Genomic DNA, 21,713 nt, shown 5'->3' with positions numbered 1-21,713 from the left:
ACATACCATGACCGAAAAAAAATATATCGTTGCGCTCGACCAGGGCACTACCAGCTCCCGCGCTGTCGTAATGGATCATGACGCGAACATCGTCAGCGTGTCACAGCGCGAATTTGAGCAAATTTATCCTCGTCCAGGCTGGGTAGAACACGACCCGATGGAAATCTGGGCGTCACAAAGCTCCACGCTGGTCGAAGTGCTGGCGAAAGCCGATATCAGTTCCGACGAGATTGCCGCCATTGGTATCACCAACCAGCGTGAAACGACCGTAGTCTGGGAACGCGAAACCGGTAAACCCATTTACAACGCTATCGTCTGGCAGTGCCGCCGTACATCAGAGATCTGCGAACAGCTGAAGCGCGACGGTATGGAAGAGTACGTGCGCAGCGCCACCGGCCTGGTGGTTGACCCGTATTTCTCCGGCACCAAAGTGAAGTGGATCCTCGACCACGTGGAAGGTTCACGTGAGCGTGCAAAACGCGGCGAGCTGTTGTTCGGTACCGTTGACACCTGGCTTATCTGGAAGATGACCCAGGGACGCGTCCACGTCACTGACTACACCAACGCCTCGCGTACCATGCTGTTCAACATCAACACCCTGGAGTGGGATGACAAGATGCTGGACGCGCTGGATATCCCACGCGCGATGCTGCCTGAAGTGCGCAAATCTTCTGAAGTGTACGGTCAGACCAACATTGGCGGTAAAGGCGGTACGCGTATTCCTATCGCCGGTATCGCCGGTGACCAGCAGGCGGCGTTGTTCGGCCAGCTGTGCGTCAAAGAAGGGATGGCGAAGAATACCTACGGCACCGGCTGCTTTATGCTGATGAACACCGGCGAGAAAGCGGTGAAATCAGAAAACGGCCTGCTGACCACCATCGCCTGCGGCCCGCGCGGCGAAGTGAACTATGCCCTCGAAGGTGCGGTGTTCATGGCCGGTGCGTCTATCCAGTGGCTGCGTGACGAGATGAAGCTGATCAGCGATGCATTCGACTCTGAATACTTCGCTACCAAAGTGAAAGACACCAACGGCGTGTATGTAGTGCCTGCGTTCACCGGTCTGGGCGCACCGTACTGGGATCCGTATGCACGCGGCGCGATTTTCGGCCTGACGCGTGGTGTGAACTCTAACCACATTATTCGCGCCACGCTGGAATCTATCGCCTATCAGACGCGCGACGTACTGGAAGCGATGCAGGCTGACTCCGGGATTCGTCTGCACGCCCTGCGCGTGGACGGCGGTGCGGTTGCGAACAACTTCCTGATGCAGTTCCAGTCCGACATTCTGGGCACCCGCGTTGAACGCCCGGAAGTGCGTGAAGTAACGGCGCTGGGCGCGGCATACCTTGCCGGTCTGGCAGTAGGCTTCTGGCAGAACCTGGACGAGCTGCAGGAAAAAGCAGTTATTGAACGCGAATTCCGCCCAGGCATCGAAACCACCGAGCGTAACTTCCGCTACAGCGGCTGGAAAAAAGCGGTGAAACGCGCCCTGGCGTGGGAAGATCACGAAGAGTAATTGTCCTTAATCCCCTCTCCCCTGGGGAGAGGGTTAGGGTGAGGGGCTCCGACCGCACCGGTCCCCTCACCCCTCCCCACTCTGTGATAAACTTCGTGCAATTCCTTTTGATTGCACGAGTACCTAATGAAACGTGAACTTGCTATCGAGTTTTCCCGCGTCACCGAAGCAGCTGCCCTCGCAGGCTATAAATGGCTGGGCCGTGGCGACAAAAATACCGCAGACGGTGCCGCCGTCCATGCCATGCGCATTGTGCTTAACCAGGTCAACATCGACGGCACTATCGTGATCGGCGAAGGCGAAATCGACGAAGCACCAATGCTCTATATCGGTGAAAAAGTCGGTACCGGCAAAGGCGACGCCGTGGATATCGCCGTCGACCCGATCGAAGGCACCCGAATGACGGCGATGGGTCAGGCCAATGCGTTAGCGGTGCTGGCCGTAGGCGATAAAGGCTGCTTCCTCAACGCGCCGGATATGTATATGGAGAAGCTGATTGTCGGGCCTGGCGCGAAGGGCGCTATCGACCTCAGCCTGCCGCTGGAAGAGAACCTGCACAACATCGCCAAAGCCCTGGGCAAACCCCTTAGCGAACTTACCGTGACTATTCTGGCAAAACCACGCCACGACGCCACCATCGCGCAGATGCAAAAGCTCGGCGTACGCGTATTTGCGATTCCGGATGGTGACGTTGCCGCCTCCATTCTGACCTGCATGCCGGACAGCGAAGTGGATGTTTTGTATGGCATCGGCGGCGCACCGGAAGGTGTGGTCTCTGCAGCAGTGATCCGCGCGCTGGATGGCGATATGCAGGCCCGACTGCTGCCCCGCCATGAGGTGAAAGGCGACAGCGAAGAGAACCGCCGTATCGGAGAAAACGAGCTGGCACGCTGCGAAGCGATGGGTATCGAGGCCAATAAAGTGCTGGCTCTGGACGAGATGGCGCGTAGCGATAACGTTATCTTCTCGGCGACCGGCATCACCAAAGGCGATCTGCTGGACGGCATCACCCGCAAGGGCAATATGGCCACCACTGAAACACTGCTGATCCGCGGTAAATCACGCACTATTCGCCGCATTCAGTCTATTCACTATCTCGACCGTAAAGACCCGGACGTGCAGACGCACATTCTGTAAAACCGTTTGATCGATAGAGCTTTCCGGCCCTGACGGGCTGGAAATTGTCACCACAAGTACGGAAGATAGAACAGAGAAACAGCACAGGAGAAGATCATGGCGGACTGGGTAACAGGTAAAGTCACAAAGGTACAGTTCTGGACCGATGCGCTATTTAGTCTCACCGTACATGCTCCCGTTCACCCGTTTAAAGCCGGGCAGTTTGCGAAGCTGGGGCTGGATGTTGACGGCGAGCGCGTGCAGCGCGCCTACTCTTACGTTAACGCACCTGATAACCCGGATCTTGAGTTCTATCTGGTCACCGTTCCTGACGGCAAGCTCAGCCCGCGCCTTGCCGCGCTTAAGCCCGGTGACGAGGTGCAAATTGTGAGTGAAGCGGCAGGCTTCTTTGTGCTCGAAGAGATCCCTGATTGTGACACGCTCTGGATGCTGGCAACCGGTACGGCCATCGGCCCTTATCTCTCTATTTTGCAGTACGGTAAAGATCTGGAGCGCTTTAAAAACATCGTGCTGGTTCATGCTGCGCGCTACGCCGCAGACCTGAGCTATTTGCCGCAGATGCAGGCGCTGGAACAGCAGTACGGCGGGAAGTTAAAGATTCAGACGGTGGTCAGCCGCGAAACCGTAGCAGGAACGCTTACCGGTCGTGTGCCGGCGCTTATTGAAAGTGGCGCTCTGGAAGAGGCAGTAGGTTTGCCGTTGAACGCTGAAACCAGCCACGTCATGCTGTGTGGCAACCCGCAGATGGTACGGGACACGCAGCAGCTTCTGAAGGATACCCGGCAGATGACGAAACATCTTCGCCGCCGGCCGGGCCATATGACCGCCGAACACTACTGGTGATCAGCGGTATTTCACCTCAACGGTATCTTTACCGTATTTGTTTTCGCTCTGGGTGCCGATAAACGCGCCCAGATCGACAATCATCATCACGAAGATGACCGACGGCAGCAGCCTGCCCACGACCCACGGCAGAATGGATGGAAGCATCGCCCAGTTCCCCGCCACCAGCATCCACGCCAGAATAATCAGAAACGCCCACGCGCCGGAACGACCGCGATCGTGCAGACGTTTCACTACGACGGCGGCCGTTGGCCATAGCAGGCAGACCAGCGCAAATGCCGCCGTTTGCGTGCTTAGCCAGGCGTTATAAGCAACGAAAAAAAGAAGCAGCATGGCGACAACCCACGTCACCATCCAGATCCAGAAATCACGGCGTCCAATACGCCCTTTGAATGAAAACAGCCACTGCTGTATGGTCATGTAAGGTTCCTTATTATCGTATAGCGCGCATTTTACCCTGGAGTTGTGACCTTTTGACAAGCCGACCAGATATCGTTTTAATCATGAGCACTTACGGCCAGGGGCAATGTTGATGAAAAGTTCGGCACGTTCTCTTTACCTGTGTTTTGCGATGCTTAGCGCGGGTTTTCCCCTGCACGCCGCCGAAACCACTGCCCCGACCACAGCGCCGTATCTGCTGGCGGGCGCACCGTCGTTCGATCAGTCCATTAGCCAGTTTCGTGAAACCTTCAATCAGGCCAACCCAACGCTACCACTGGATGAATTTCGCGCCATTGATGGCTCCCGCGATACCCCCACACTGACCCGCGCGGCAAGCAAGATTAACGAGAATTTGTATGCCTCCACGGCGCTGGAGCGCGGTACGTTAAAAATCAAAAGTATGCAAATCACCTGGCTGCCGATACAGGGGCCAGAGCAAAAAGCCGCTAAGGCGAAGGCGCTGGAGTACATGAGCGCAGTGCTGCAGGCTTTTACCCCTGCGTTGACGAAAAAACAGAGCCAGCAAAAACTGCAAAAACTCCTCACCGCCGGTAAAAATAAGCGTTACTACGCCGATACCGAAGGCGCGATCCGCTATGTTGTGGCGGACAACGGCGAAAAAGGACTGACCTTCGCTGTTGAACCGATTAAGCTGGCACTATCTGACACCCTCGGCGGGGCGAATTAATGACAAAAAGCAAAGCCTTTCGAGGGAAAATCTCTATACTGATTCACAGACCATGCTGCCCGTCAGGGTGGCCATATTCCTTAATTCGCTTATTTAGCGTGGAGAATTGAAATGCGACATCCTTTAGTGATGGGTAACTGGAAACTGAACGGCAGCCGCCACATGGTAAACGAACTGGTTGCGAACCTGCGTAAAGAGCTGGCTGGCGTGACAGGCTGCGCGGTTGCTATCGCTCCGCCGGATATGTACCTGGATCTGGCTAAACACGCCGCTGACGGCAGCCACATCGTGCTGGGCGCGCAAAACGTTGACGTTAACCTGTCTGGCGCGTTCACCGGTGAAACCTCCGCTGAAATGCTGAAAGATATCGGCGCGAAATACATCATCATCGGCCACTCTGAGCGTCGCACCTACCACAAAGAATCCGACGAGTTCATCGCGAAGAAATTCGCTGTGCTGAAAGAGCAGGGTCTGATCCCGGTTCTGTGCATCGGTGAAACCGAAGCAGAAAACGAAGCAGGCAAAACCGAAGAAGTGTGCGCACGTCAGATCGACGCGGTGCTGAAAACCCAGGGCGCGGCAGCGTTCGAAGGCGCGGTCATCGCATACGAGCCAGTTTGGGCGATCGGTACCGGTAAATCTGCAACCCCTGCGCAGGCGCAGGCGGTTCACAAATTCATCCGCGACCACATTGCTAAAGCAGACGCGAAAGTGGCTGAGCAGGTTATCATCCAGTACGGCGGTTCCGTAAACGCAGCAAACGCTGCTGAGCTGTTCACCCAGCCAGACATCGATGGCGCGCTGGTTGGCGGTGCATCCCTGAAAGCTGACGCTTTCGCGGTGATCGTTAAAGCAGCAGAAGCGGCTAAACAGGCGTAATGCTGTTGTGGCGGGTGGCGCTTGCGCTTACCCGCCACACAAAAAACCGCTACAAACGGCCTAATACGCTAAACCACACATAATCCAGCGGCAGCAACACCAGATAGGTTGCAATCGCCAGCGCCAGACAGAGCACCATCCCCGCCTTCGCAGGCACCTTCCCTAAGCCCATCGCCACGACAATCGGTGACGCCTGATATGGCAGCAGCGGTGTGGAATAGCCCAGCACCTGAATCATGATCACCGACAGCAGCGGGAAACCGGTCGCATCCGAAAAACTCTGTGCCAGGGTGGTATACAGCGCCGGAACGCCGTTGGCGGTCATAATGAAGTTGAGGGCTGTGGTAATACCGGTCAGCGCCAGGAAACTGGTGAATGGCCTGTCTGCATCCAGCGGCATAATGCGGAGCAACGCCTCGCCCACCGCCGTTCCAATTCCGGTTTGCGTTACGACGATCGCCAGCCCAAGAATACCTGCAACATAGATACAGGTACGCATATTCACCCCCGCAGAAAACTCCTCTCCGGTGATAAAGCCAACGCGCGGCAACATAACGATGACCGATGCCGCCAGCCCCGTCCACGCGGGCCCCACGCCGTGCCAGCTCTCCGTCACCCACATCCCCAATACCACCGCCAGCAGCCAGGCAAGACGCTTCTCATCCCGCCCCATGGGTTCAGATGGCACCAGTTCCTTCGGTGGTTTAGGGCTACCGGGAAAAAGCCAGCAGATCAGGCCAATCAGAATCAGGCCTTTAAGAATACCCAGCACCGGCGTGTGCAGCAGCAGATACGGGACATAATTCAGATGGATGCCGTACGAGCCTTCCGCCGCACCGCTCATGACCAGGTTAGGGACGTTAGCAGGCAGGATAGTCGCCGAGAGCTGGAAAGTCCCGAACCCCACCGCCAGCGCCAGACCAAACCAGGCGCGGGAGCCGTCGGGTATACCGGCACGTTTAGCCATCGCGGCGACAATCGGCATCAACAGTGCAATACGTCCCATATTCGACGGCATCACAAACGCCAGCGCATAGCTCAGCAGCACCACGCTCGCCACCATCAATACCCAGGAGTCGGTGAGCTTTGCGGACAGGGCCCGGGCGGCCCTGTCGGCCAGTCCGGTTTTACGGATCGCCACGCCGAGCACAAAACCGCTGAATACCAGCCAGAAAGCCGACGAGGAAAAACCGCCGAAGATCGCCTCAGGAGGGGCGATTTTCGCGGTCATCGCCGCCGTGAAGAACAGCAGCGCGGTGATAAATTCCGGTAGTAGCGACGTCGCCCATAGCACGATGGTAACGCCAACGATCAATGAAGGCAGCAGCAGAGGATACGTTAACCAGAGCGACATACCTGTCTCCTGTAGAATTTTTCAGCAAGTCTACGGCGACAGGCAGGACGAGTAAACGCTATTTATAGTGGGGTCACTTCAGGATATCGCATTGATGATCCTGCAATTCCTCAGCCGACGCGCGGTTCAGCATCAGCAGGTTGCGCTCGGTCGCCAGCAAAACAAACGAACCATCCGACTGCTGCGCCATCGCCAGCGCGAAGCGCCCCATATGGTCGCGCGCTTCCGGCAGCTCTTCTGCCAGCATCATAAACGGGCTGCGCTGGACCAGTTCATTCTCTGTTACCCGACGAGCAAGATATTCATGCCCTTCCAGCCCGCCCGGGAGCGGTAGCCACTGGGTAGTGATTTCGCCCTGAGCCGCATTGAGCTTCTCACGCACGTCCGGGCGCAGGCAGGAAATGTGAATATGGAAATGGTTCTGCGTACGGCCTGTCGGGGAGTTGATCGTCAGTGAAATCGCGCTGTCAGGCACCTCGGATCCACGCTTCAGGGTCATAAAGCTTCGCGACTGCCAGGCCAGCCAGAAAAAATTCGGCGTATGAGATTCGGTCAAAAGCGGACTTTCGGTACCGTTAATTCGGTAGGTTGGCATCAGCAAATACTGCAGCGGCCCGTTGCGATCTTTAAACACCACATAGCCTGCATCCGTTTTCACCTGCGCACACGGCGCCGGGTTACGGTTCTGGATCTGATTCGGCACACACTGGTCGAGAACGATATGTCGCAACGCATTCGGATTACCCGCTTTCATCCAGTACCCGCCGCCTGCGGCAAGGGCGATGACAATCAGGAGCAATAAGATAATTTTTTTCACAACGCGTTCCCTGTTTTCAATAGAGGCAAAAGAGTAACGCAAAATGATGACCAAATAAAAAACCCGGCGGATTTCTCACGCCGGGTCATCGTGTCATTGGCTAAGGGTTAGCGCTGGCTGATCTGGTCGAAGGTGCCACCGTTAGAGAAGTGCTCTTTCTGCGCTTTCGTCCAGCCGCCGAACTCGTCATCAATGGTGAAGAGCTTCAGTTTAGGGAAGACGCTTTCGTATTTCTTCGCAACCGCCGGATCCCGTGGACGATAGAAGTTTTTCGCCGCAATTTCCTGGCCTTCTGGCGAGTAGAGATACTTCAGGTACGCTTCCGCCACCGCTTTGGTGTCTTTTTTCTCAACCACTTTGTCGACCACGGAAACAGTCGGCTCGGCAAGAATAGACTCGCTCGGGGTGACAATCTCAAACTTGTCTTTGCCCAGTTCGTTGGTGGCCAGCAGGGCTTCGTTTTCCCATGCGATCAGCACGTCGCCAATCCCGCGCTCTACGAAGGTGTTGGTGGCGCCACGCGCGCCGGAGTCCAGCACCTCAACGTTTTTATACAGCGCTTTCACAAATTCCTGCGCTTTGGCCTGGTCGCCATTGTTGTGATGCAGCGCGTAGCCCCATGCGCCCAGGTAGTTCCAGCGAGCGCCGCCAGAGCTTTTCGGGTTAGGCGTAATGACTGACACGCCTGGTTTAACCAGGTCATTCCAGTCATGGATCTGTTTCGGGTTGCCTTTACGTACCAGGAAAACAATGGTCGAGGTGTATGGCGCGGAGTTATCCGGCAGACGTTTGATCCAGTTTTTGTCGATGCGGCCACGCTCGGCGATAGCGTCAACATCGTAGGCCAGCGCCAGGGTCACCACGTCGGCTTCAATACCGTTGATGACGGAGGTCGCCTGCTTACCAGAACCACCGTGAGACTGGCGAACCACAACATTGTCGCCGGTTTCCTGCTTCCAGTGTGCCGCAAACGCTTTGTTGTATTGCTCATACAGTTCACGCGTCGGGTCGTATGACACGTTCAGTAACTGGATGTCCTTAGCCAGAACGCTGGTCGATGCCAGCAATAATGTAAAACCCACGCCCCATTTATTCATCGCCCAGCTCTCTTGTGTAGTGTTTTGATGAATGCAGCGTGCCAGAAAGCGAATCGAGGATTAAAGAATAAAAAAAGATTGGCTATAACTTTGAGGAATAAAAAGGCAAACTCTGCGGACAAAAAAGCCCGGTGGCGCTTCGCTTACCGGGCCTACGAACCGTGCTTTTGTAGGCCGGGTAAGGCGAAGCCGCCACCCGGCACAATACAAACGCCGATCAATACAGTTTTTTCGCGCAGTCCAGCCAGTCACCTTTGAACGGACGCTTCATGCTTTCAATGGCGTCGATGATGTCATGGTGAACCAGTTTTTCGTTCTGAATACCGACGCAACGACCGCCATGGCCTTGCAGCAGCAGATCGATAGCATACGCACCCATACGGGATGCCAGGATACGGTCGTACGGGCCAGGAGAGCCACCGCGCTGGATGTGACCCAGAACGGTCGCACGGGTTTCACGTTTGGTTTCAGCTTCGATGTACTTCGCCAGCTCGTCAACGTCACAGATGTGCTCGGTGATAGCAACGATCGCGTGTTTTTTACCTTTCGCGATGCCCGCTTTGATTTCAGCCACCAGATCTTCACGGCTAAATTCGACTTCCGGCACGACGATAAATTCGCAACCGCCCGCAATGGCTGCCGCCAGAGTCAGGTCGCCACAGTAACGGCCCATCACTTCTACGATAGAGATACGCTGGTGAGAAGACGAGGTGTCACGCAGACGGTCAATCGCTTCAACAACGGTTCCCAGCGCAGTAAAGAAGCCGATAGTGTAGTCAGTACCTTTAATGTCGTTGTCGATAGTACCTGGCAGACCGATGCACGGGAAGCCCATTTCGGTCAGACGTTTTGCACCCATATAGGAACCGTCACCACCGATAACCACCAGGGCATCCAGGCCGCGTTTCTTCATGTTTTCGATAGCCACTTCACGAACGTGTTCATCACGGAATTCCGGGAAGCGCGCAGAACCAAGGAAAGTACCGCCACGGTTGATCATGTCAGACACGCTGTAACGGTCTAACTGAACCATACGATCTTCATACAGGCCCAGATAACCGTCATAAACGCCAAAAACTTCCAGGCCTTCCGTCAACGCTGCACGGACAACACCACGAATTGCCGCGTTCATGCCCGGCGCATCACCGCCGCTTGTCAACACACCGATTTTCTTAATCATGACTACCTCTGAACTTAGGAATGCAAAATTGAAATCTGTTGCCGGAAGAAATTTATCGGCCAACGAATACTGCAAATAGTATATCAATCCCTTCCAGCTGAATTGATTCAGGTCAGACCAAATGGCGGTAATTTATACACAAAATGCTGGCCTGGCTCACTTTTTTACAACGAATTACGAAAGCCCAACATGTCCGGATACAACCGAGCAGGGATCCTGGTGAATGATGACGTCTGAACCAGGAAAACGCTGCAAAATCGCCTGCTCGACCTGCTCAGCAATAACGTGAGCCTGAACCAGTGGCAGGTTGTCTTCCATTTCAATATGAATCTGAATAAAGCGGGTCGGCCCTGACTGCCGCGTTCGAAGATCGTGTGCACCGCTGACGCCGGGCCAGGAGGTCACGATAGAAAAAATTTCATTGCGTTCCGAGTCCGGGAGGGCGCGGTCAAGCAGTGATTGCACCGCTTCGTACCCCATCCGCAGGGCGCTATATAAAATATAGATACCAATCCCTAACGCAAACAACGCATCGGCCCGATGCCAGCCATACCAGGCCAGACCGAGCGCAATAAGAATTGCCCCATTCATCATAACATCAGATTGATAATGAAGCATATCCGCCCGTACAGCCTGGCTTTGCGTTTTGCGAACGACCCAGCGCTGGAACGTTACCAGAACAAGTGTGCATATAAGTGCAACGATCGTCACAATCACGCCCACGCCGGGATCGTTCATTGGTGTCGGCGAGACGAGATGCTGAATGCCGGTTAAAAACAGGAACAGCGCAGAACCAGAAATGAACATACTTTGCGCCAGCGCGGCCAGCGATTCCGCTTTGCCATGCCCAAACGTGTGCTCTTCATCTGCCGGCTGCAGCGAGTAACGCACCACCAGCAGGTTGGTCAGCGAGGCGGCAATGTCCACCAGCGAGTCCACCAGCGCCGCCAGAATACTGACCGAGCCGGTATACCACCACGCGAAAACCTTGATGACCAGCAAGCACGACGCCATTACCGTCGCGGCCATTGCTGCCCGGCTTACCAGTCTTCCATAGGATTGATTCATAAACGCTCCTGTCATGTCATGCCGCTAGTATAACGGATGCTTGAGGAGTCAAAGGATGAATAAACGGTTAACAAACCTGAATGAAGGGCAAAAAAAACCCCCACATCATGTGGGGGAAGACAGGGATGGTGTCTATGGCAAGGAAAACAGGGTTTACTGGTTACTACGGGTACTGCTATTGCTACTGAAAAACGTCGTTTCTGAGCTTCGCTGCATCCGTGCAACCTCACGCAGCTGGTCCATTCGCTGCTGATGTTTGGTGTTCAAAACCGCTTGCTGCTCGGGCGTTAGCAGGTGGAACATCTGGTTGCGGACCTTCGCCATCTCTACCTGGCGGGCAACCTGTTCCTGTGCCATTTTTTCGGCCTGAGCGCGAACAGCGCTTTCGTCAAAATTTTCTGCGGTGACAAGGCGATGCATTGTCTCCATTTCGCTAACATTAACAGGGGGCTGGTCGTGTCGTGCCCTCTGCATCAGATCTCGCATCTGTTGACGCTGATGTTCGGTTAAACTTATGCCGTCAAACATATGGCTTTGGCTACTGTGCTGCGTTGCGCCCTCTTGCGAGGAACCGTTATCGCTGATGATAGCTACAGCAGCCTGGCTAAACGCACTGAACGCCAGCGTTGAGGCCATGACGGCAGCGGTAACTTTGCGCATCACTTGCTCCCAAAATCTTTCGTGTCGCGATTCAACGAGAGACAGTCTACGATTCAGGCTGCAAACATGCGTCAGGGGGTGTAAAACAACGTAAAGTCATGGATTAGACAGCCTTGATGTCGTAATTTCTGCCTCGGAGGTATTTAAACAATGAATAAAATCCTGTTAGTTGATGATGACCGAGAGCTCACATCCCTTTTAAAGGAGTTGCTCGACATGGAAGGTTTCAACGTCCTGGTTGCCCATGATGGCGAGCAGGCGCTGAGTCTCCTTGACGACAGCATCGATTTACTTTTGCTCGACGTCATGATGCCAAAGAAGAACGGTATCGATACGTTGAAAGAGCTTCGCCAGACACACCAGACTCCCGTTATCATGCTGACCGCACGCGGCAGCGAACTTGACCGCGTACTCGGCCTTGAGCTGGGCGCGGATGACTATTTACCCAAACCGTTTAACGACCGTGAACTGGTTGCCCGTATTCGCGCTATCCTGCGACGTTCCCACTGGAGCGAGCAGCAGCAAAATACCGACAATAGCTCACCAACCCTTGAAGTCGACTCCCTGAGCCTGAACCCGGGCCGCCAGGAAGCGAGCTTCGACGGCCAGACGCTGGAACTGACCGGTACGGAGTTCACCCTGCTTTATCTGCTGGCGCAGCACCTCGGCCAGGTGGTATCGCGTGAACATTTAAGTCAGGAAGTGCTGGGTAAACGCCTCACCCCGTTTGACCGCGCCATCGACATGCACATCTCTAACCTGCGCCGTAAGCTGCCGGAGCGTAAAGACGGTCACCCATGGTTTAAAACCCTGCGTGGTCGTGGTTATCTGATGGTTTCCGCTTCATGATAGGAAGCTTAACCGCCCGCATCTTCGCCATCTTCTGGCTGACGCTGGCACTGGTTTTAATGCTCGTACTGATGTTGCCAAAACTCGACTCACGCCAGATGACGGAGCTTCTCGACAGCGAGCAACGTCAGGGCGTGATGATCGAGCAGCACGTGGAAGCCGAGCTGGCAAACGATCCACCGAACGATCTGATGTGGTGGCGCAGGCTGTTTCGCGCTATCGACAAGTGGGCGCCTCCCGGGCAGCGTCTTTTGCTGGTCACCAGCGAAGGTCGCGTGATTGGGGCCGATCGCAACGAGATGCAGATCATCCGCAACTTTATTGGCCAGGCGGATAACGCCGATCACCCCCAGAAGAAGAAATATGGCCGCGTAGAGATGGTGGGGCCTTTCTCCGTCAGGGACGGGGAGGATAATTATCAACTCTACCTGATTCGTCCGGCGAGCAATTCCCAGTCCGACTTCATCAACCTGCTGTTTGACCGCCCTCTCCTGCTGTTGATTGTCACCATGCTGGTCAGTTCCCCGCTGCTGTTATGGCTGGCGTGGAGCCTGGCAAAACCGGCACGTAAGCTGAAAAATGCCGCCGATGAAGTCGCTCAGGGTAACCTGCGACAGCATCCTGAACTGGAAGCCGGACCGCAGGAGTTCCTTGCCGCCGGGACCAGTTTTAACCAGATGGTGAGCGCGCTCGATCGGATGATGACGGCGCAGCAACGCCTGCTGTCGGATATCTCGCACGAGCTGCGCACCCCGCTCACGCGCTTGCAGCTTGGCACCGCGCTGTTGCGTCGCCGCAGCGGTGAGAGCAAGGAGCTGGAGCGTATTGAAACGGAAGCTCACCGCCTGGACAGCATGATCAACGACCTGCTGGTCATGTCGCGTAATCAGCAGAAAAACGCGCTGGTCAGCGAAACGGTGAAAGCCAATCATCTGTGGCATGAAGTGCTGGATAACGCGGCGTTCGAAGCGGAACAGATGGGCAAATCGTTTACCGTCAACTTCCCGCCGGGGCCATGGCCGCTGTACGGTAACCCCAACACGCTGGAAAGCGCGCTGGAGAATATCGTGCGTAACGCCCTGCGCTACTCGCATACGAAGATTGAGGTGGCGTTCTCGGTGGATAAAGACGGGATCACCGTTATTGTCGATGACGACGGTCCTGGCGTGAGCCCGGAAGATCGCGAGCAGATTTTCCGTCCGTTCTACCGCACCGACGAAGCGCGCGACCGCGAGTCTGGCGGGACGGGACTGGGTCTGGCGATTGTTGAAACCGCCATGCAGCAGCACCGCGGCTGGGTGAAAGCCGATGATAGCCCGCTGGGCGGGTTGCGGTTAACGCTGTGGCTGCCGTTGTATAAGCGTTCGTAGACGTATGTGCCGGGTGGCGGCTTCGCCTTACCCGGCCTACTTTCCACGGGCACTATTTCCCCCACAATCTCCGCGAATTATCCTCGATTTTGCCGCTTAAACGCCTCTTCTGCATGGTTCTTGTCCAGCTGGTCGACAACCCAGCCGCCGACAGCAGGCGGTGATATTGCTCGTCGTCGAACGGCATATGCCAGGCAATAGCGCAGGCCTCATACACGGAGACATCGCTCAGGCGCGACGCCAGCTCAAGCGGCGCATCCGCAGATACTTGCCCTGCCAGCACAACGCGGTATAGCCAGCCGGTCTTACCGGCATTTTGCAGCTGCTCGGACATATCGCTGATGCCGAAATGGAAGTTGAGCTTGAAGCACGGCGAGCGTGGCTGCGTCACCTGAATCAGGGCATCGCCCCAGCGGTAGATGTCACCAATAAACACGTTCTTTTCGGTCAGCCCTTCGGTGGAAAGGTTCTCGCCAAACGCGGGGGCGACGAAGAGGTCCGCCTGCTCGGGGAACTCAGTTTTCCAGTGCAGATAGTGTTCGCGCGGGTAGTGGCACAGCGCGCGCTCCGGCCCGCCGTGGATTTTCTTTTCGGCCTGCTCGTCACCCGCAAGCCCGAGGTCGGTTAACGTCAGCTCACCGTCGACCTGAATTTTGGCGATGGCGCTCGGGCGGCTGCCGTCGTATTCCCTTACCTTGCCTGTAAATACATTCACCGGATAATGCATCGCTGCTCCTTTCTGCAGATACAAAAAAAGCGAGTCATCAGACTCGCTTCTCACAGGCGTCAATGCAACCTTATTTTTTAGCGGCGAAACGCGCTGCTGCTTCGTCCCAGTTCACTACGTCCCAGAAGGCTTTGATGTAGTCCGGGCGACGGTTCTGGAATTTCAGGTAGTAAGCGTGTTCCCACACGTCCAGACCCAGAATTGGGAAACCGGATGCGCCAGAAATAGCTTCACCCATCAGCGGGGAGTCCTGGTTAGCGGTAGACACCACGGCCAGTTTGTCACCTTTCAGTACCAGCCACGCCCAGCCAGAGCCGAAACGGGTTGCAGCGGCTTTTTCGAATTCCGCTTTGAAGTTATCTACGGAACCGAAGTCGCGCTCGATAGCCGCTTTCAGGTCGCCCTGCAGGGTGGTACCAGTTTTCAGGCCTTTCCAGAACAGGCTGTGGTTAGCGTGACCGCCCGCGTTGTTGCGCAGAACGGTTTTCTTGTCCGCTGGCAGCTGGTCCAGCTTGGTGATCAGCTCTTCAGCAGACAGGTTAGCGAACTCAGGCAGGCTTTCCAGCGCGGCGTTCGCGTTGTTCACATAGGTCTGGTGGTGTTTAGTGTGATGGATTTCCATCGTCTGCTTGTCGAAATGCGGTTCCAGTGCGTCGTAGGCATACGGCAGGGATGGCAGTGTATAACTCATAATCCTCTCCATTATTGTCGGGCGGCACAGCTGTTAATGCCGCGTAAGCAGTTGGTTCATTATAGTTAATTAAATGATATTGAAAATGATTATCAATGCCGTAGTTTTTATAAGGTTATTCATTTTCTGACCAAAGCTAAAATGGTGAATAGGTTCAGGACGTTAATGGACTTCTACTGCCTTATTGCCTGCCGCAATCTCACGCCTGCTGCTCAGCGTAAACGCTGACACCACCGTAATCGCCAGCACGAAACAGCCCAGCATCAGATATGTCTCCTGAAAGCCGATCCTGTCATACATATTTCCGGCAAAGGCAGAAAGGAAAATCGCCGCCGACTGTTTGGCAAACTGGAAGCCAATCAGGTAGATAGTGGCCGACAGACGGGTATCAAACACCCCGGTAATGTATTTGAATGCCCCCACCAGCAGGAACGGCACCTCCAGCGCATGCAGCATCTTCAGGGCAATCACTTCTACAGCGGTGGTGGCAAATGACGAGCCGATAATACGCGTCGCCATAATCACCCCGGCGATCAGCAGCGTGTTTTTCGCGCCGATACGGTTAATGATCCACGGCGAGCAGAACATAATGATGGCATTACAAATTTCCCCCGCCGTCGTCGCAAAACCAAAGGCACGGGTGCCCTCCTGCGGCGTGGCGAAGAAGGTTTTGAAGAAGGTGGCAAACTGCTGGTCGAAGACGTCATAGACGCAGGCCACGCCAATCACGTACAGAATAAACATCCACATTCTGCGCTGGCGAAACAGGTTAAAGACGGTTCTGGCAGTGATCTGCGGTTGGTTGGCACCCAGGGCGTTCATTACCTGCGCCGTCTGGTTTGGCTTCGGCTTCGCGACCACCAGCAGCAGCATCAACAACAGCGCCGCCCCCGATCCCATCCAGAAAACATATGACGGATCGATGCCGAACAAGATGCCCCCCGTTGAGGCGCATAGCCCCCAGCCAAGACAGCCGAACATGCGCGCCTTGCCGTATTCAAAAAAGCTGTTGCGGCTCACGCGTTCGATATAGGCCTCAATCGCCCCCGAACCCGCCGAGAAAACGAAGCCGATATACAACCCGCCGCTCAGCGCGCCCAGCCAGATACTGGTTTTCAGCAATGGCGCGAAGACGTACAGGAAGAACGGCGCGAACAGAAACAGCAACACCGAGATTATCCAAAGCAGGTGTTTTTTCAGCCCCAGCTTGTCCGAAATCACCCCCAGCACCGGCTGGAAGGCGATAGCCGACAGCGAGATGCAGGAGAAAACAATCCCGGTATGGGTTTTGTTCAGGCCAATGATGTCCGACAGCCAGATTGGCAGGAACGGAAAGCAGGTGGCCATGATGAAGAAGTAGAGAAAGAAGAACAGCCCAAAAATCCAGAAGTTAGGGTTGTCTTTGTGGGTACAGGTTGTTGTGTTCATTATTTTTATCCTCAACGGAGGGCCGGGTCTCCGGCCCGTCACCCTTACACGCGTTCCACGCCAATCAGAATGGCGGTTTCCGGATCCAGAATCGGCAGCGCAATCCCTGCCTGCATCAGCCACTCACCGCTCACCGTTTGCGGCTCGTTCATCCACGCCGGCAGCTTGCGCATGGTGTGCCCACCCTCTCCCGTAATCTGAATATTCGGGTGATCGAGCAGCGTGATACGGTACTGCGCGCTGGCTTCTAACCCCGGCATGCGCAGCGGCATCATCAGGGTGTAATCCGGCATCGCGAGCTGGCTAACCATAAACAGTCCGTACGACTTATCTTCGCTCACTATCCCCTGCACCAGCGTGGTGGCGTCCGGCATATCCACGCGCCACTGGGTACCGTGATGAATCACCTCACGCCACTGCTTGTGCAGCGCGGCATAATGGCGATACCCCTCGCGCTCCTTCTCATCAACGGTGAGTGGATCCAGCTCCAGCCCCATATGGCCAAACAGTGCCGTCAGACCTCGGAATTCAATGCTGTGCTGGCGGAAAGTGGCATGGCATTTATGATGACCGATATGCGCGCCCATCACCTCCGGCGGGAAGAAGTAACTCATTCCGCGCTGAATGGTGCTGCGCTCCAGCGCGTCGTTATTGTCGGACGCCCAGAAGCGGTGGCTGCGGGTCAGGACCTCATAATCAATACGCCCGCCGCCAGAAGAGCAGGATTCGAATTCGATGTGCGGGAAGCGTTCGCCCAGCACGTCTAACAGACGATAAAACTGGCGCGTCTGGGCGTCGGCAGCCGCTTTGCCGTTGTGTCCAGGCTGCACCAGCTCGCGGTTCATGTCCCATTTCACGTAGTCGACCGCATGCTCGCCCAGCAGCCAGCTCATGCGCTCGACCAGGTAATCAAAGGCTTCCGGGATGTTGAGGTTGAGCACCAGCTGATGTCGCCCGGTCGCCTGCGCGTAGCCCGGCAGCGCCAGAACCCAGTCAGGATGCGCGCGATACAAATCAGAATCCGGGTTAATCATCTCCGGCTCAACCCAGATGCCAAACTCCATGCCGAGCTGTTTAACGTGATTAATCACTGGCGTCAGGCCGTTCGGGTATTTTTTCTCGTCCAGATACCAGTCACCCAGCGCGGCATGATCGTCGTTGCGGCCTTTGAACCAGCCGTCGTCAATGATAAAGCGCTCCACGCCCAGCGCTGCGGCCTCGTCGGCCATGCGCATGATGTAGTCCGGATCGTGGTTGAAATAAATCCCCTCCCAGGTGTTGAGGTGCACCGGGCGCGGTTTGTTTTTCGGGAAGCGAATGATGTTGTCGCGCAGATAGCGGTGGAACTGCTGGCTCATGCCATTCAGCCCGTGCGCGGAGTAGCTTGCATACAGGCGCGGCGTCCAGAGCGTTTCGCCCTCTTCAATCGCCATTTCACCCGGCAGGTAGAGTGCTTCGGCCTGTATATAACGGCGGCCATCGGTTTTCGCTTCCGCGCGCAGGCGGTGGTTGCCGCTCCAGCCCAAATGCACGCCCCAGACGTCGCCCTGCATTTCGCTGAACGAAGGCGTACCTGAAATCAGCGCCGGGAAGTGTTCGTGGGAGGTTTTGCCCCTGCGGTTTTCAATTACAAAGCTGTCGTGCTCAAGCGTCACGCGGTGTGGCTGAAATTCACGGATCCAGCGTCCATGGAAGGCCAGCACCTCCCGCGCGCGCTCGGCCACCGGCAGCGTGACGGCGAAACGGTCCACCTGCCACGCCTGCGATTTCAGGTTGGTTAAGCCGTGACGCACCGCCAGCACGCCGCTGGCATCCAGTGCCAGTTCGCTGGTCAGACGCAGGCCCGCATACTCATCTTCTGCGGTAATCGTCAGGATTTGCCCCTGCTGGCGTACGTCTGTGGTGGTGAAGACAGGAGAGCCGTCCAGCCCCTGACGATGGCCCTCAATACCGGGCGACCCAAACAGGCCATGCCCCAGCTCAGCCATCAGCGTGACCGGAGAATCAACATCCAGCCTGCCGTTAGCCACCGGACGTGCGAGCGTAGCCGCATTCTGTGGCGAAAAGTACTGAAGGTGCGGCCCCCAGTAGAGAATTTCGGCGAATGGGTGGGTTTTGATTACCACGTCGACCGTGTTGCTTTCGAGTCGTAAAACGGAATCTTGCATCAGACCTCTCCTGTTATCGGGACGATCTGAGTGTTGATCCGAAACGTTTCGGATACAAACCAAAACGTTTCGGATATGTGATCGGGTTTATAATTTTGCGGTATTTAGGCCGTCTGGCCTGGAGAGAATTCTGGCTGCCAGAGCACCTGAAGCCGTTCGATGTCGTCGCCGTTAATCAGCTGGCGCACCATATCGGCAATCTGTTTCCCGACGCCCTCGCGGGTGGACTGGATCACCGCCGCAACGTCGATATCAACAATGCTGTCCTGCGGTAAGCCGTCGTAGACCACTAGTGAGACGGCATTTTCGCCAGTAAGGCGTCCCATCTGCGCCAGCGCCATTGCCGCGCCGTCGCCGTGGGTGTTGCAATCGGTAATGATGGCCGTGGGGGGCTGCGGCAAAGAGAGCAGCTCTTTCGTGGTGGCATACCCCACGCGGCGCGAAGGGGGCATGGCGCGCAGCCACTCGCTGGACAGCCCGGCTTCCCGTAACGCGTCCAGATAGCCCTGACGACGCTGGGTGATGAATGCCTGATTATTGCTTTCGCCCAGTAGTGCAATGCGCTGATGACCTTTCTCGATCAGCCAGCGAGTGGCGTGATACGTGCCGGCATAGTTGTCGAAATCGAACCACGCATACGGCTGCGGCAGATGGCTGCGTCCGAGCGCCAAGAACGGGAATCCGGCGGCCTGCAGTTGCTCAAGACGCGGATCGTGATCCAGCGTATGCGCCACAATCAGTGCATCCACGCGCCGGCTTTGCACCATGCGCATATAGCTGTGCTTGTCAGCCAGATCGTCATCGGCAATCAACAGCAAGTCGATTTCATGTCGCGCCAGTTCGTGGCTAATTTCGCCGACCATGTCCATAAATACGCTGTTATTGAGCGGAACAGGATGCACGGGAAAAACGAGCCCAACGGCGTCAATTTTGCCCATCTTCAGGCGGCGGGCAAACGTATTTGGTCGATAGCCACGGCGCTGGGCCTCAGCTTCCACGCGTGCGCGCGTCTCGGCGGAGACGTCATCATACCCGTTGAGCGCGCGGCTGACGGTGGTAACAGACAGCCCCAGTTCTTTAGCAATGGCTTTAAGCGACATGATTTTCCGTATCTTCGTTAATTTTGTTCCGCCACCAGCAGCGCGTGCGTATCGGGCTCCAGCGCCTTAAAGATATGCGGCCGATCGGCGGGGTAGCAAATGTAATCTCCCGGACCAAGCTCTTCCGCGGCGTCGACCAGGCCGACCATCGCCCGCCCCTGCGTCACAATAATGTGTTCAACCGAGCCGGGCGGGTGCGGCTGGGAAATACGGTCGGCCCCTGGTTGAGTCAACAGCAGATAAATATCACGACGCGCGCCCGGTGGACATGCTGCCAGTAAAATAGCTTCATAATTAGCCTGCCCGGCGACCACTTTCGTCCCTTCACCGCGGCGGATCACCTGCGTGGTCGGGAGCTGCGGCTCAAGCAAACGAGCGAAAGGAATATCCAGCGCCACGCAAAGCGACCACAGCGTTTCCAGGCTAGGGTTACCGTTGCCGGACTCCAGCTGAGAAAGCGTGGATTTAGCGATCCCGGCACGGCGGGCGATTTCCGCCAGTGAAAGTCCGGTTCGCAGGCGTTCTCGCACCAGACTTTTAGCGATCAGGCTGATTGGCTGCGTCATGTAACGGCCTCTTGTTCTATAAATCGAACGAATCGTTCGTCTTGAAAAATATTTTTGTTGCGTTCATTATAATGGATACCCGTTCGATATGGCTAAAATTGTATGAAGCATTATCTCTCCTGCCTGAAAGGCGACACCATAAAAGCAATCATCCTGGTTTGCCTCGCGGTCGGCGTGGTCGGGATGTCCTACGGCTCCCTGGCGATGGCCTACGGTTTTCCGGTCTGGGTACCGTTTGTACTCTCCATCACCGTGCTCGCGGGTGCGTCCGAATTTATGTTTATCGGCATTGTAGCGAGCGGTGGTAACCCGCTGGCGGCAGCGGCGGCAGGGTTGCTGGTCAACGCGCGCCATGTGCCGTTTGGCGTGACGGTGCGAGAACTGGTGGGTAAACGGGGCCTGAGCCTGTTGGGTTGCCACATCATGAACGACGAAAGCGTGGTGTTTGGCCTGTCGCAAAAAACGCCCGAACAGCGCAAGGCGGCGTACTGGCTATGCGGTTTAGGCGTGGCGATTATCTGGCCGCTGGGGGCCCTGCTGGGCGCCATGGTCGGCAAATTGCTACCGGATCCGGAAACCATTGGCCTGGATGCGGTCTTCCCGGCCATATTGCTGGCGTTAGTGGTGCCCGCGTTTAAAAACCGCACCACGCTCATCCGCGCCTGCAGTGGTGCCGCTCTGTCGCTGGCCGCCGTGCCGTTTGCCCCGGTGGGATTACCGGTGCTGCTCTCTTTACTGGGCCTCGCAGCGAGGAAAAAATAATGGGAAATATGACGTTTTTTATTCTCGGCATCGCCATTTTGTCTGCGGGAACGTATCTGATGCGTCTTGGCGGGGCGAAACTCGGCAACAGGCTGGCATTGTCGGAACGTTCTCAGGCACTGCTTTCAGATGCGGCAACGGTATTGCTGTTTTCCGTGGCGCTGGCGACCACGTTTTATGAAGGGGAACACTTCGCCGGCATGGCGCGCGTGCTGGGCGTGGCGTTTGCGGTATTTCTGGCCTGGCGAAAAATGCCGTTAATCGTGGTGATCGTGACCGCGGCGGTCATCACCGCGCTGCTGCGTCTGGCAGGGGTTCATTGATAATAAACTTTACCTGCCGAAGAACCTTTCGCCAGGTAAATCGGAACAT

At 56.0% G+C, this 21,713-nt stretch carries 22 protein-coding genes; 9 read left to right on the top strand and 13 right to left on the bottom strand.

Translation table 11 applies throughout. From position 1 onward, the window contains the following. The first annotated feature begins 7 nt into the window (after positions 1 to 7). The 3 genes from glpK (at position 8) to fpr (ending at position 3,496) form a co-directional block, all read left to right on the top strand. Positions 8 to 1,516, top strand: a complete 1,509-nt coding sequence (glpK, locus tag PYW49_RS22580) for a glycerol kinase GlpK (RefSeq protein WP_029739196.1) — start codon at positions 8 to 10, stop codon at positions 1,514 to 1,516. Positions 1,517 to 1,642: 126 nt separating this feature from the next. Further along, positions 1,643 to 2,653: a class II fructose-bisphosphatase gene (glpX, locus tag PYW49_RS22575; protein WP_134347556.1), complete on the top strand. Its 1,011-nt coding sequence runs from the start codon at positions 1,643 to 1,645 to the stop codon at positions 2,651 to 2,653. A 96-nt stretch (positions 2,654 to 2,749) separates the two neighbouring features. Further along, the gene (gene fpr / locus PYW49_RS22570) at positions 2,750 to 3,496 is read left to right on the top strand and encodes a ferredoxin--NADP(+) reductase (RefSeq protein ID WP_045909118.1); all 747 of its coding nucleotides are present in this window, start codon (positions 2,750 to 2,752) and stop codon (positions 3,494 to 3,496) included. Here the strand turns inward: fpr and PYW49_RS22565 are convergent, their stop codons facing one another. After that, entirely contained in the window at positions 3,497 to 3,916 is a 420-nt protein-coding gene (locus tag PYW49_RS22565; RefSeq protein WP_023293600.1) for a DUF805 domain-containing protein, read from the bottom strand. It lies immediately after the preceding gene. Positions 3,917 to 4,028: 112 nt separating this feature from the next. On the opposite strand from PYW49_RS22565, the gene PYW49_RS22560 reads away from it, so the two are divergent. After that, positions 4,029 to 4,625 carry a DUF1454 family protein gene (locus PYW49_RS22560; protein ID WP_320387590.1) on the top strand — a complete coding sequence of 199 codons (597 nt, stop codon included), beginning with the start codon at positions 4,029 to 4,031 and terminating at the stop codon, positions 4,623 to 4,625. Between the two features lie 111 nt (positions 4,626 to 4,736). Further along, the gene (tpiA, locus tag PYW49_RS22555) at positions 4,737 to 5,504 is read left to right on the top strand and encodes a triose-phosphate isomerase (RefSeq protein ID WP_010436926.1); all 768 of its coding nucleotides are present in this window, start codon (positions 4,737 to 4,739) and stop codon (positions 5,502 to 5,504) included. 49 nt (positions 5,505 to 5,553) lie between these two features. Here tpiA and PYW49_RS22550 read toward each other — a convergent pair whose 3' ends face one another. From PYW49_RS22550 to cpxP, 6 genes are all read right to left on the bottom strand, one after another. Beyond that, positions 5,554 to 6,858: an SLC13 family permease gene (locus tag PYW49_RS22550; protein ID WP_320387587.1), complete on the bottom strand. Its 1,305-nt coding sequence runs from the start codon at positions 6,856 to 6,858 to the stop codon at positions 5,554 to 5,556. A 73-nt stretch (positions 6,859 to 6,931) separates the two neighbouring features. Continuing rightward, positions 6,932 to 7,675, bottom strand: a complete 744-nt coding sequence (locus tag PYW49_RS22545; RefSeq protein ID WP_320387586.1) for a CDP-diacylglycerol diphosphatase — start codon at positions 7,673 to 7,675, stop codon at positions 6,932 to 6,934. 107 nt (positions 7,676 to 7,782) lie between these two features. Continuing rightward, positions 7,783 to 8,772, bottom strand: a complete 990-nt coding sequence (locus tag PYW49_RS22540) for a sulfate ABC transporter substrate-binding protein (protein ID WP_134347561.1) — start codon at positions 8,770 to 8,772, stop codon at positions 7,783 to 7,785. 217 nt (positions 8,773 to 8,989) lie between these two features. Then, a complete protein-coding gene (gene pfkA, locus PYW49_RS22535) occupies positions 8,990 to 9,952 on the bottom strand; it encodes a 6-phosphofructokinase (RefSeq protein WP_134347562.1) in 963 nt (320 codons plus the stop codon). Positions 9,953 to 10,126: 174 nt separating this feature from the next. Beyond that, positions 10,127 to 11,020 (bottom strand): CDF family cation-efflux transporter FieF, encoded by an 894-nt coding sequence (gene fieF / locus PYW49_RS22530; RefSeq protein ID WP_134347563.1) that lies wholly within the window; start codon positions 11,018 to 11,020, stop codon positions 10,127 to 10,129. A gap of 153 nt (positions 11,021 to 11,173) precedes the next feature. Further along, the gene (cpxP, locus tag PYW49_RS22525) at positions 11,174 to 11,680 is read right to left on the bottom strand and encodes a cell-envelope stress modulator CpxP (RefSeq protein ID WP_134347564.1); all 507 of its coding nucleotides are present in this window, start codon (positions 11,678 to 11,680) and stop codon (positions 11,174 to 11,176) included. Between the two features lie 150 nt (positions 11,681 to 11,830). Between cpxP and cpxR the strand changes: the two genes are divergently transcribed. Further along, positions 11,831 to 12,529: an envelope stress response regulator transcription factor CpxR gene (gene cpxR / locus PYW49_RS22520; RefSeq protein WP_006179159.1), complete on the top strand. Its 699-nt coding sequence runs from the start codon at positions 11,831 to 11,833 to the stop codon at positions 12,527 to 12,529. Continuing rightward, positions 12,526 to 13,899: an envelope stress sensor histidine kinase CpxA gene (gene cpxA / locus PYW49_RS22515; RefSeq protein WP_023309731.1), complete on the top strand. Its 1,374-nt coding sequence runs from the start codon at positions 12,526 to 12,528 to the stop codon at positions 13,897 to 13,899. Before cpxR ends, cpxA begins: the two co-directional genes overlap by 4 nt. A 52-nt stretch (positions 13,900 to 13,951) precedes the next feature. Here cpxA and yiiM read toward each other — a convergent pair whose 3' ends face one another. The 6 genes from yiiM to PYW49_RS22485 all read right to left on the bottom strand — a co-directional run bounded on the left by yiiM (position 13,952) and on the right by PYW49_RS22485 (position 20,579). Continuing rightward, positions 13,952 to 14,626 carry a 6-hydroxyaminopurine reductase gene (gene yiiM, locus PYW49_RS22510; RefSeq protein WP_407057622.1) on the bottom strand — a complete coding sequence of 225 codons (675 nt, stop codon included), beginning with the start codon at positions 14,624 to 14,626 and terminating at the stop codon, positions 13,952 to 13,954. A 70-nt stretch (positions 14,627 to 14,696) separates the two neighbouring features. Next, positions 14,697 to 15,317 (bottom strand): superoxide dismutase [Mn], encoded by a 621-nt coding sequence (sodA, locus tag PYW49_RS22505; RefSeq protein ID WP_004203668.1) that lies wholly within the window; start codon positions 15,315 to 15,317, stop codon positions 14,697 to 14,699. 162 nt (positions 15,318 to 15,479) lie between these two features. Beyond that, positions 15,480 to 16,745 carry an MFS transporter gene (locus PYW49_RS22500; RefSeq protein WP_252088211.1) on the bottom strand — a complete coding sequence of 422 codons (1,266 nt, stop codon included), beginning with the start codon at positions 16,743 to 16,745 and terminating at the stop codon, positions 15,480 to 15,482. Between the two features lie 44 nt (positions 16,746 to 16,789). Further along, complete coding sequence (locus PYW49_RS22495; protein ID WP_320387580.1) at positions 16,790 to 18,913, bottom strand: alpha-galactosidase; 2,124 nt, start codon at positions 18,911 to 18,913, stop codon at positions 16,790 to 16,792. 104 nt (positions 18,914 to 19,017) lie between these two features. Next, the gene (locus PYW49_RS22490) at positions 19,018 to 20,013 is read right to left on the bottom strand and encodes a LacI family DNA-binding transcriptional regulator (protein WP_134347568.1); all 996 of its coding nucleotides are present in this window, start codon (positions 20,011 to 20,013) and stop codon (positions 19,018 to 19,020) included. 17 nt (positions 20,014 to 20,030) lie between these two features. Further along, positions 20,031 to 20,579, bottom strand: a complete 549-nt coding sequence (locus PYW49_RS22485; RefSeq protein ID WP_134347569.1) for a helix-turn-helix domain-containing protein — start codon at positions 20,577 to 20,579, stop codon at positions 20,031 to 20,033. A gap of 102 nt (positions 20,580 to 20,681) precedes the next feature. On the opposite strand from PYW49_RS22485, the gene PYW49_RS22480 reads away from it, so the two are divergent. Together PYW49_RS22480 and PYW49_RS22475 are read left to right on the top strand one after the other, a co-directional pair. Beyond that, positions 20,682 to 21,341, top strand: a complete 660-nt coding sequence (locus tag PYW49_RS22480; protein WP_320387577.1) for an AzlC family ABC transporter permease — start codon at positions 20,682 to 20,684, stop codon at positions 21,339 to 21,341. After that, entirely contained in the window at positions 21,341 to 21,664 is a 324-nt protein-coding gene (locus PYW49_RS22475; RefSeq protein WP_134347571.1) for an AzlD domain-containing protein, read from the top strand. The genes PYW49_RS22480 and PYW49_RS22475 overlap by 1 nt, the downstream gene beginning before the upstream one ends. Positions 21,665 to 21,713: the final 49 nt, after the last annotated feature.

It is taken from the genome of Enterobacter chinensis (assembly GCF_034008295.1).
Lineage (GTDB): Bacteria > Pseudomonadota > Gammaproteobacteria > Enterobacterales > Enterobacteriaceae > Enterobacter > Enterobacter chinensis.
The sequence above is the reverse complement of the archived record's forward strand: the minus strand, read 5'-3'. Positions and strand labels throughout refer to the sequence as shown.

What these genes read in the sequence shown, in the direction of transcription:
- glpK (WP_029739196.1), top strand. Translation starts at nt 8, where the DNA reads ATGACCGAAAAAAAATATATCGTTGCGCTCGACCAGGGCACTACCAGC.
- glpX (WP_134347556.1), top strand. Translation starts at nt 1,643, where the DNA reads ATGAAACGTGAACTTGCTATCGAGTTTTCCCGCGTCACCGAAGCAGCT.
- fpr (WP_045909118.1), top strand. Translation starts at nt 2,750, where the DNA reads ATGGCGGACTGGGTAACAGGTAAAGTCACAAAGGTACAGTTCTGGACC.
- PYW49_RS22565 (WP_023293600.1), bottom strand. Translation starts at nt 3,916, where the DNA reads ATGACCATACAGCAGTGGCTGTTTTCATTCAAAGGGCGTATTGGACGC.
- PYW49_RS22560 (WP_320387590.1), top strand. Translation starts at nt 4,029, where the DNA reads ATGAAAAGTTCGGCACGTTCTCTTTACCTGTGTTTTGCGATGCTTAGC.
- tpiA (WP_010436926.1), top strand. Translation starts at nt 4,737, where the DNA reads ATGCGACATCCTTTAGTGATGGGTAACTGGAAACTGAACGGCAGCCGC.
- PYW49_RS22550 (WP_320387587.1), bottom strand. Translation starts at nt 6,858, where the DNA reads ATGTCGCTCTGGTTAACGTATCCTCTGCTGCTGCCTTCATTGATCGTT.
- PYW49_RS22540 (WP_134347561.1), bottom strand. Translation starts at nt 8,772, where the DNA reads ATGAATAAATGGGGCGTGGGTTTTACATTATTGCTGGCATCGACCAGC.
- pfkA (WP_134347562.1), bottom strand. Translation starts at nt 9,952, where the DNA reads ATGATTAAGAAAATCGGTGTGTTGACAAGCGGCGGTGATGCGCCGGGC.
- fieF (WP_134347563.1), bottom strand. Translation starts at nt 11,020, where the DNA reads ATGAATCAATCCTATGGAAGACTGGTAAGCCGGGCAGCAATGGCCGCG.
- cpxP (WP_134347564.1), bottom strand. Translation starts at nt 11,680, where the DNA reads ATGCGCAAAGTTACCGCTGCCGTCATGGCCTCAACGCTGGCGTTCAGT.
- cpxR (WP_006179159.1), top strand. Translation starts at nt 11,831, where the DNA reads ATGAATAAAATCCTGTTAGTTGATGATGACCGAGAGCTCACATCCCTT.
- cpxA (WP_023309731.1), top strand. Translation starts at nt 12,526, where the DNA reads ATGATAGGAAGCTTAACCGCCCGCATCTTCGCCATCTTCTGGCTGACG.
- yiiM (WP_407057622.1), bottom strand. Translation starts at nt 14,626, where the DNA reads ATGCATTATCCGGTGAATGTATTTACAGGCAAGGTAAGGGAATACGAC.
- sodA (WP_004203668.1), bottom strand. Translation starts at nt 15,317, where the DNA reads ATGAGTTATACACTGCCATCCCTGCCGTATGCCTACGACGCACTGGAA.
- PYW49_RS22500 (WP_252088211.1), bottom strand. Translation starts at nt 16,745, where the DNA reads ATGAACACAACAACCTGTACCCACAAAGACAACCCTAACTTCTGGATT.
- PYW49_RS22495 (WP_320387580.1), bottom strand. Translation starts at nt 18,913, where the DNA reads ATGCAAGATTCCGTTTTACGACTCGAAAGCAACACGGTCGACGTGGTA.
- PYW49_RS22490 (WP_134347568.1), bottom strand. Translation starts at nt 20,013, where the DNA reads ATGTCGCTTAAAGCCATTGCTAAAGAACTGGGGCTGTCTGTTACCACC.
- PYW49_RS22485 (WP_134347569.1), bottom strand. Translation starts at nt 20,579, where the DNA reads ATGACGCAGCCAATCAGCCTGATCGCTAAAAGTCTGGTGCGAGAACGC.
- PYW49_RS22480 (WP_320387577.1), top strand. Translation starts at nt 20,682, where the DNA reads ATGAAGCATTATCTCTCCTGCCTGAAAGGCGACACCATAAAAGCAATC.
- PYW49_RS22475 (WP_134347571.1), top strand. Translation starts at nt 21,341, where the DNA reads ATGGGAAATATGACGTTTTTTATTCTCGGCATCGCCATTTTGTCTGCG.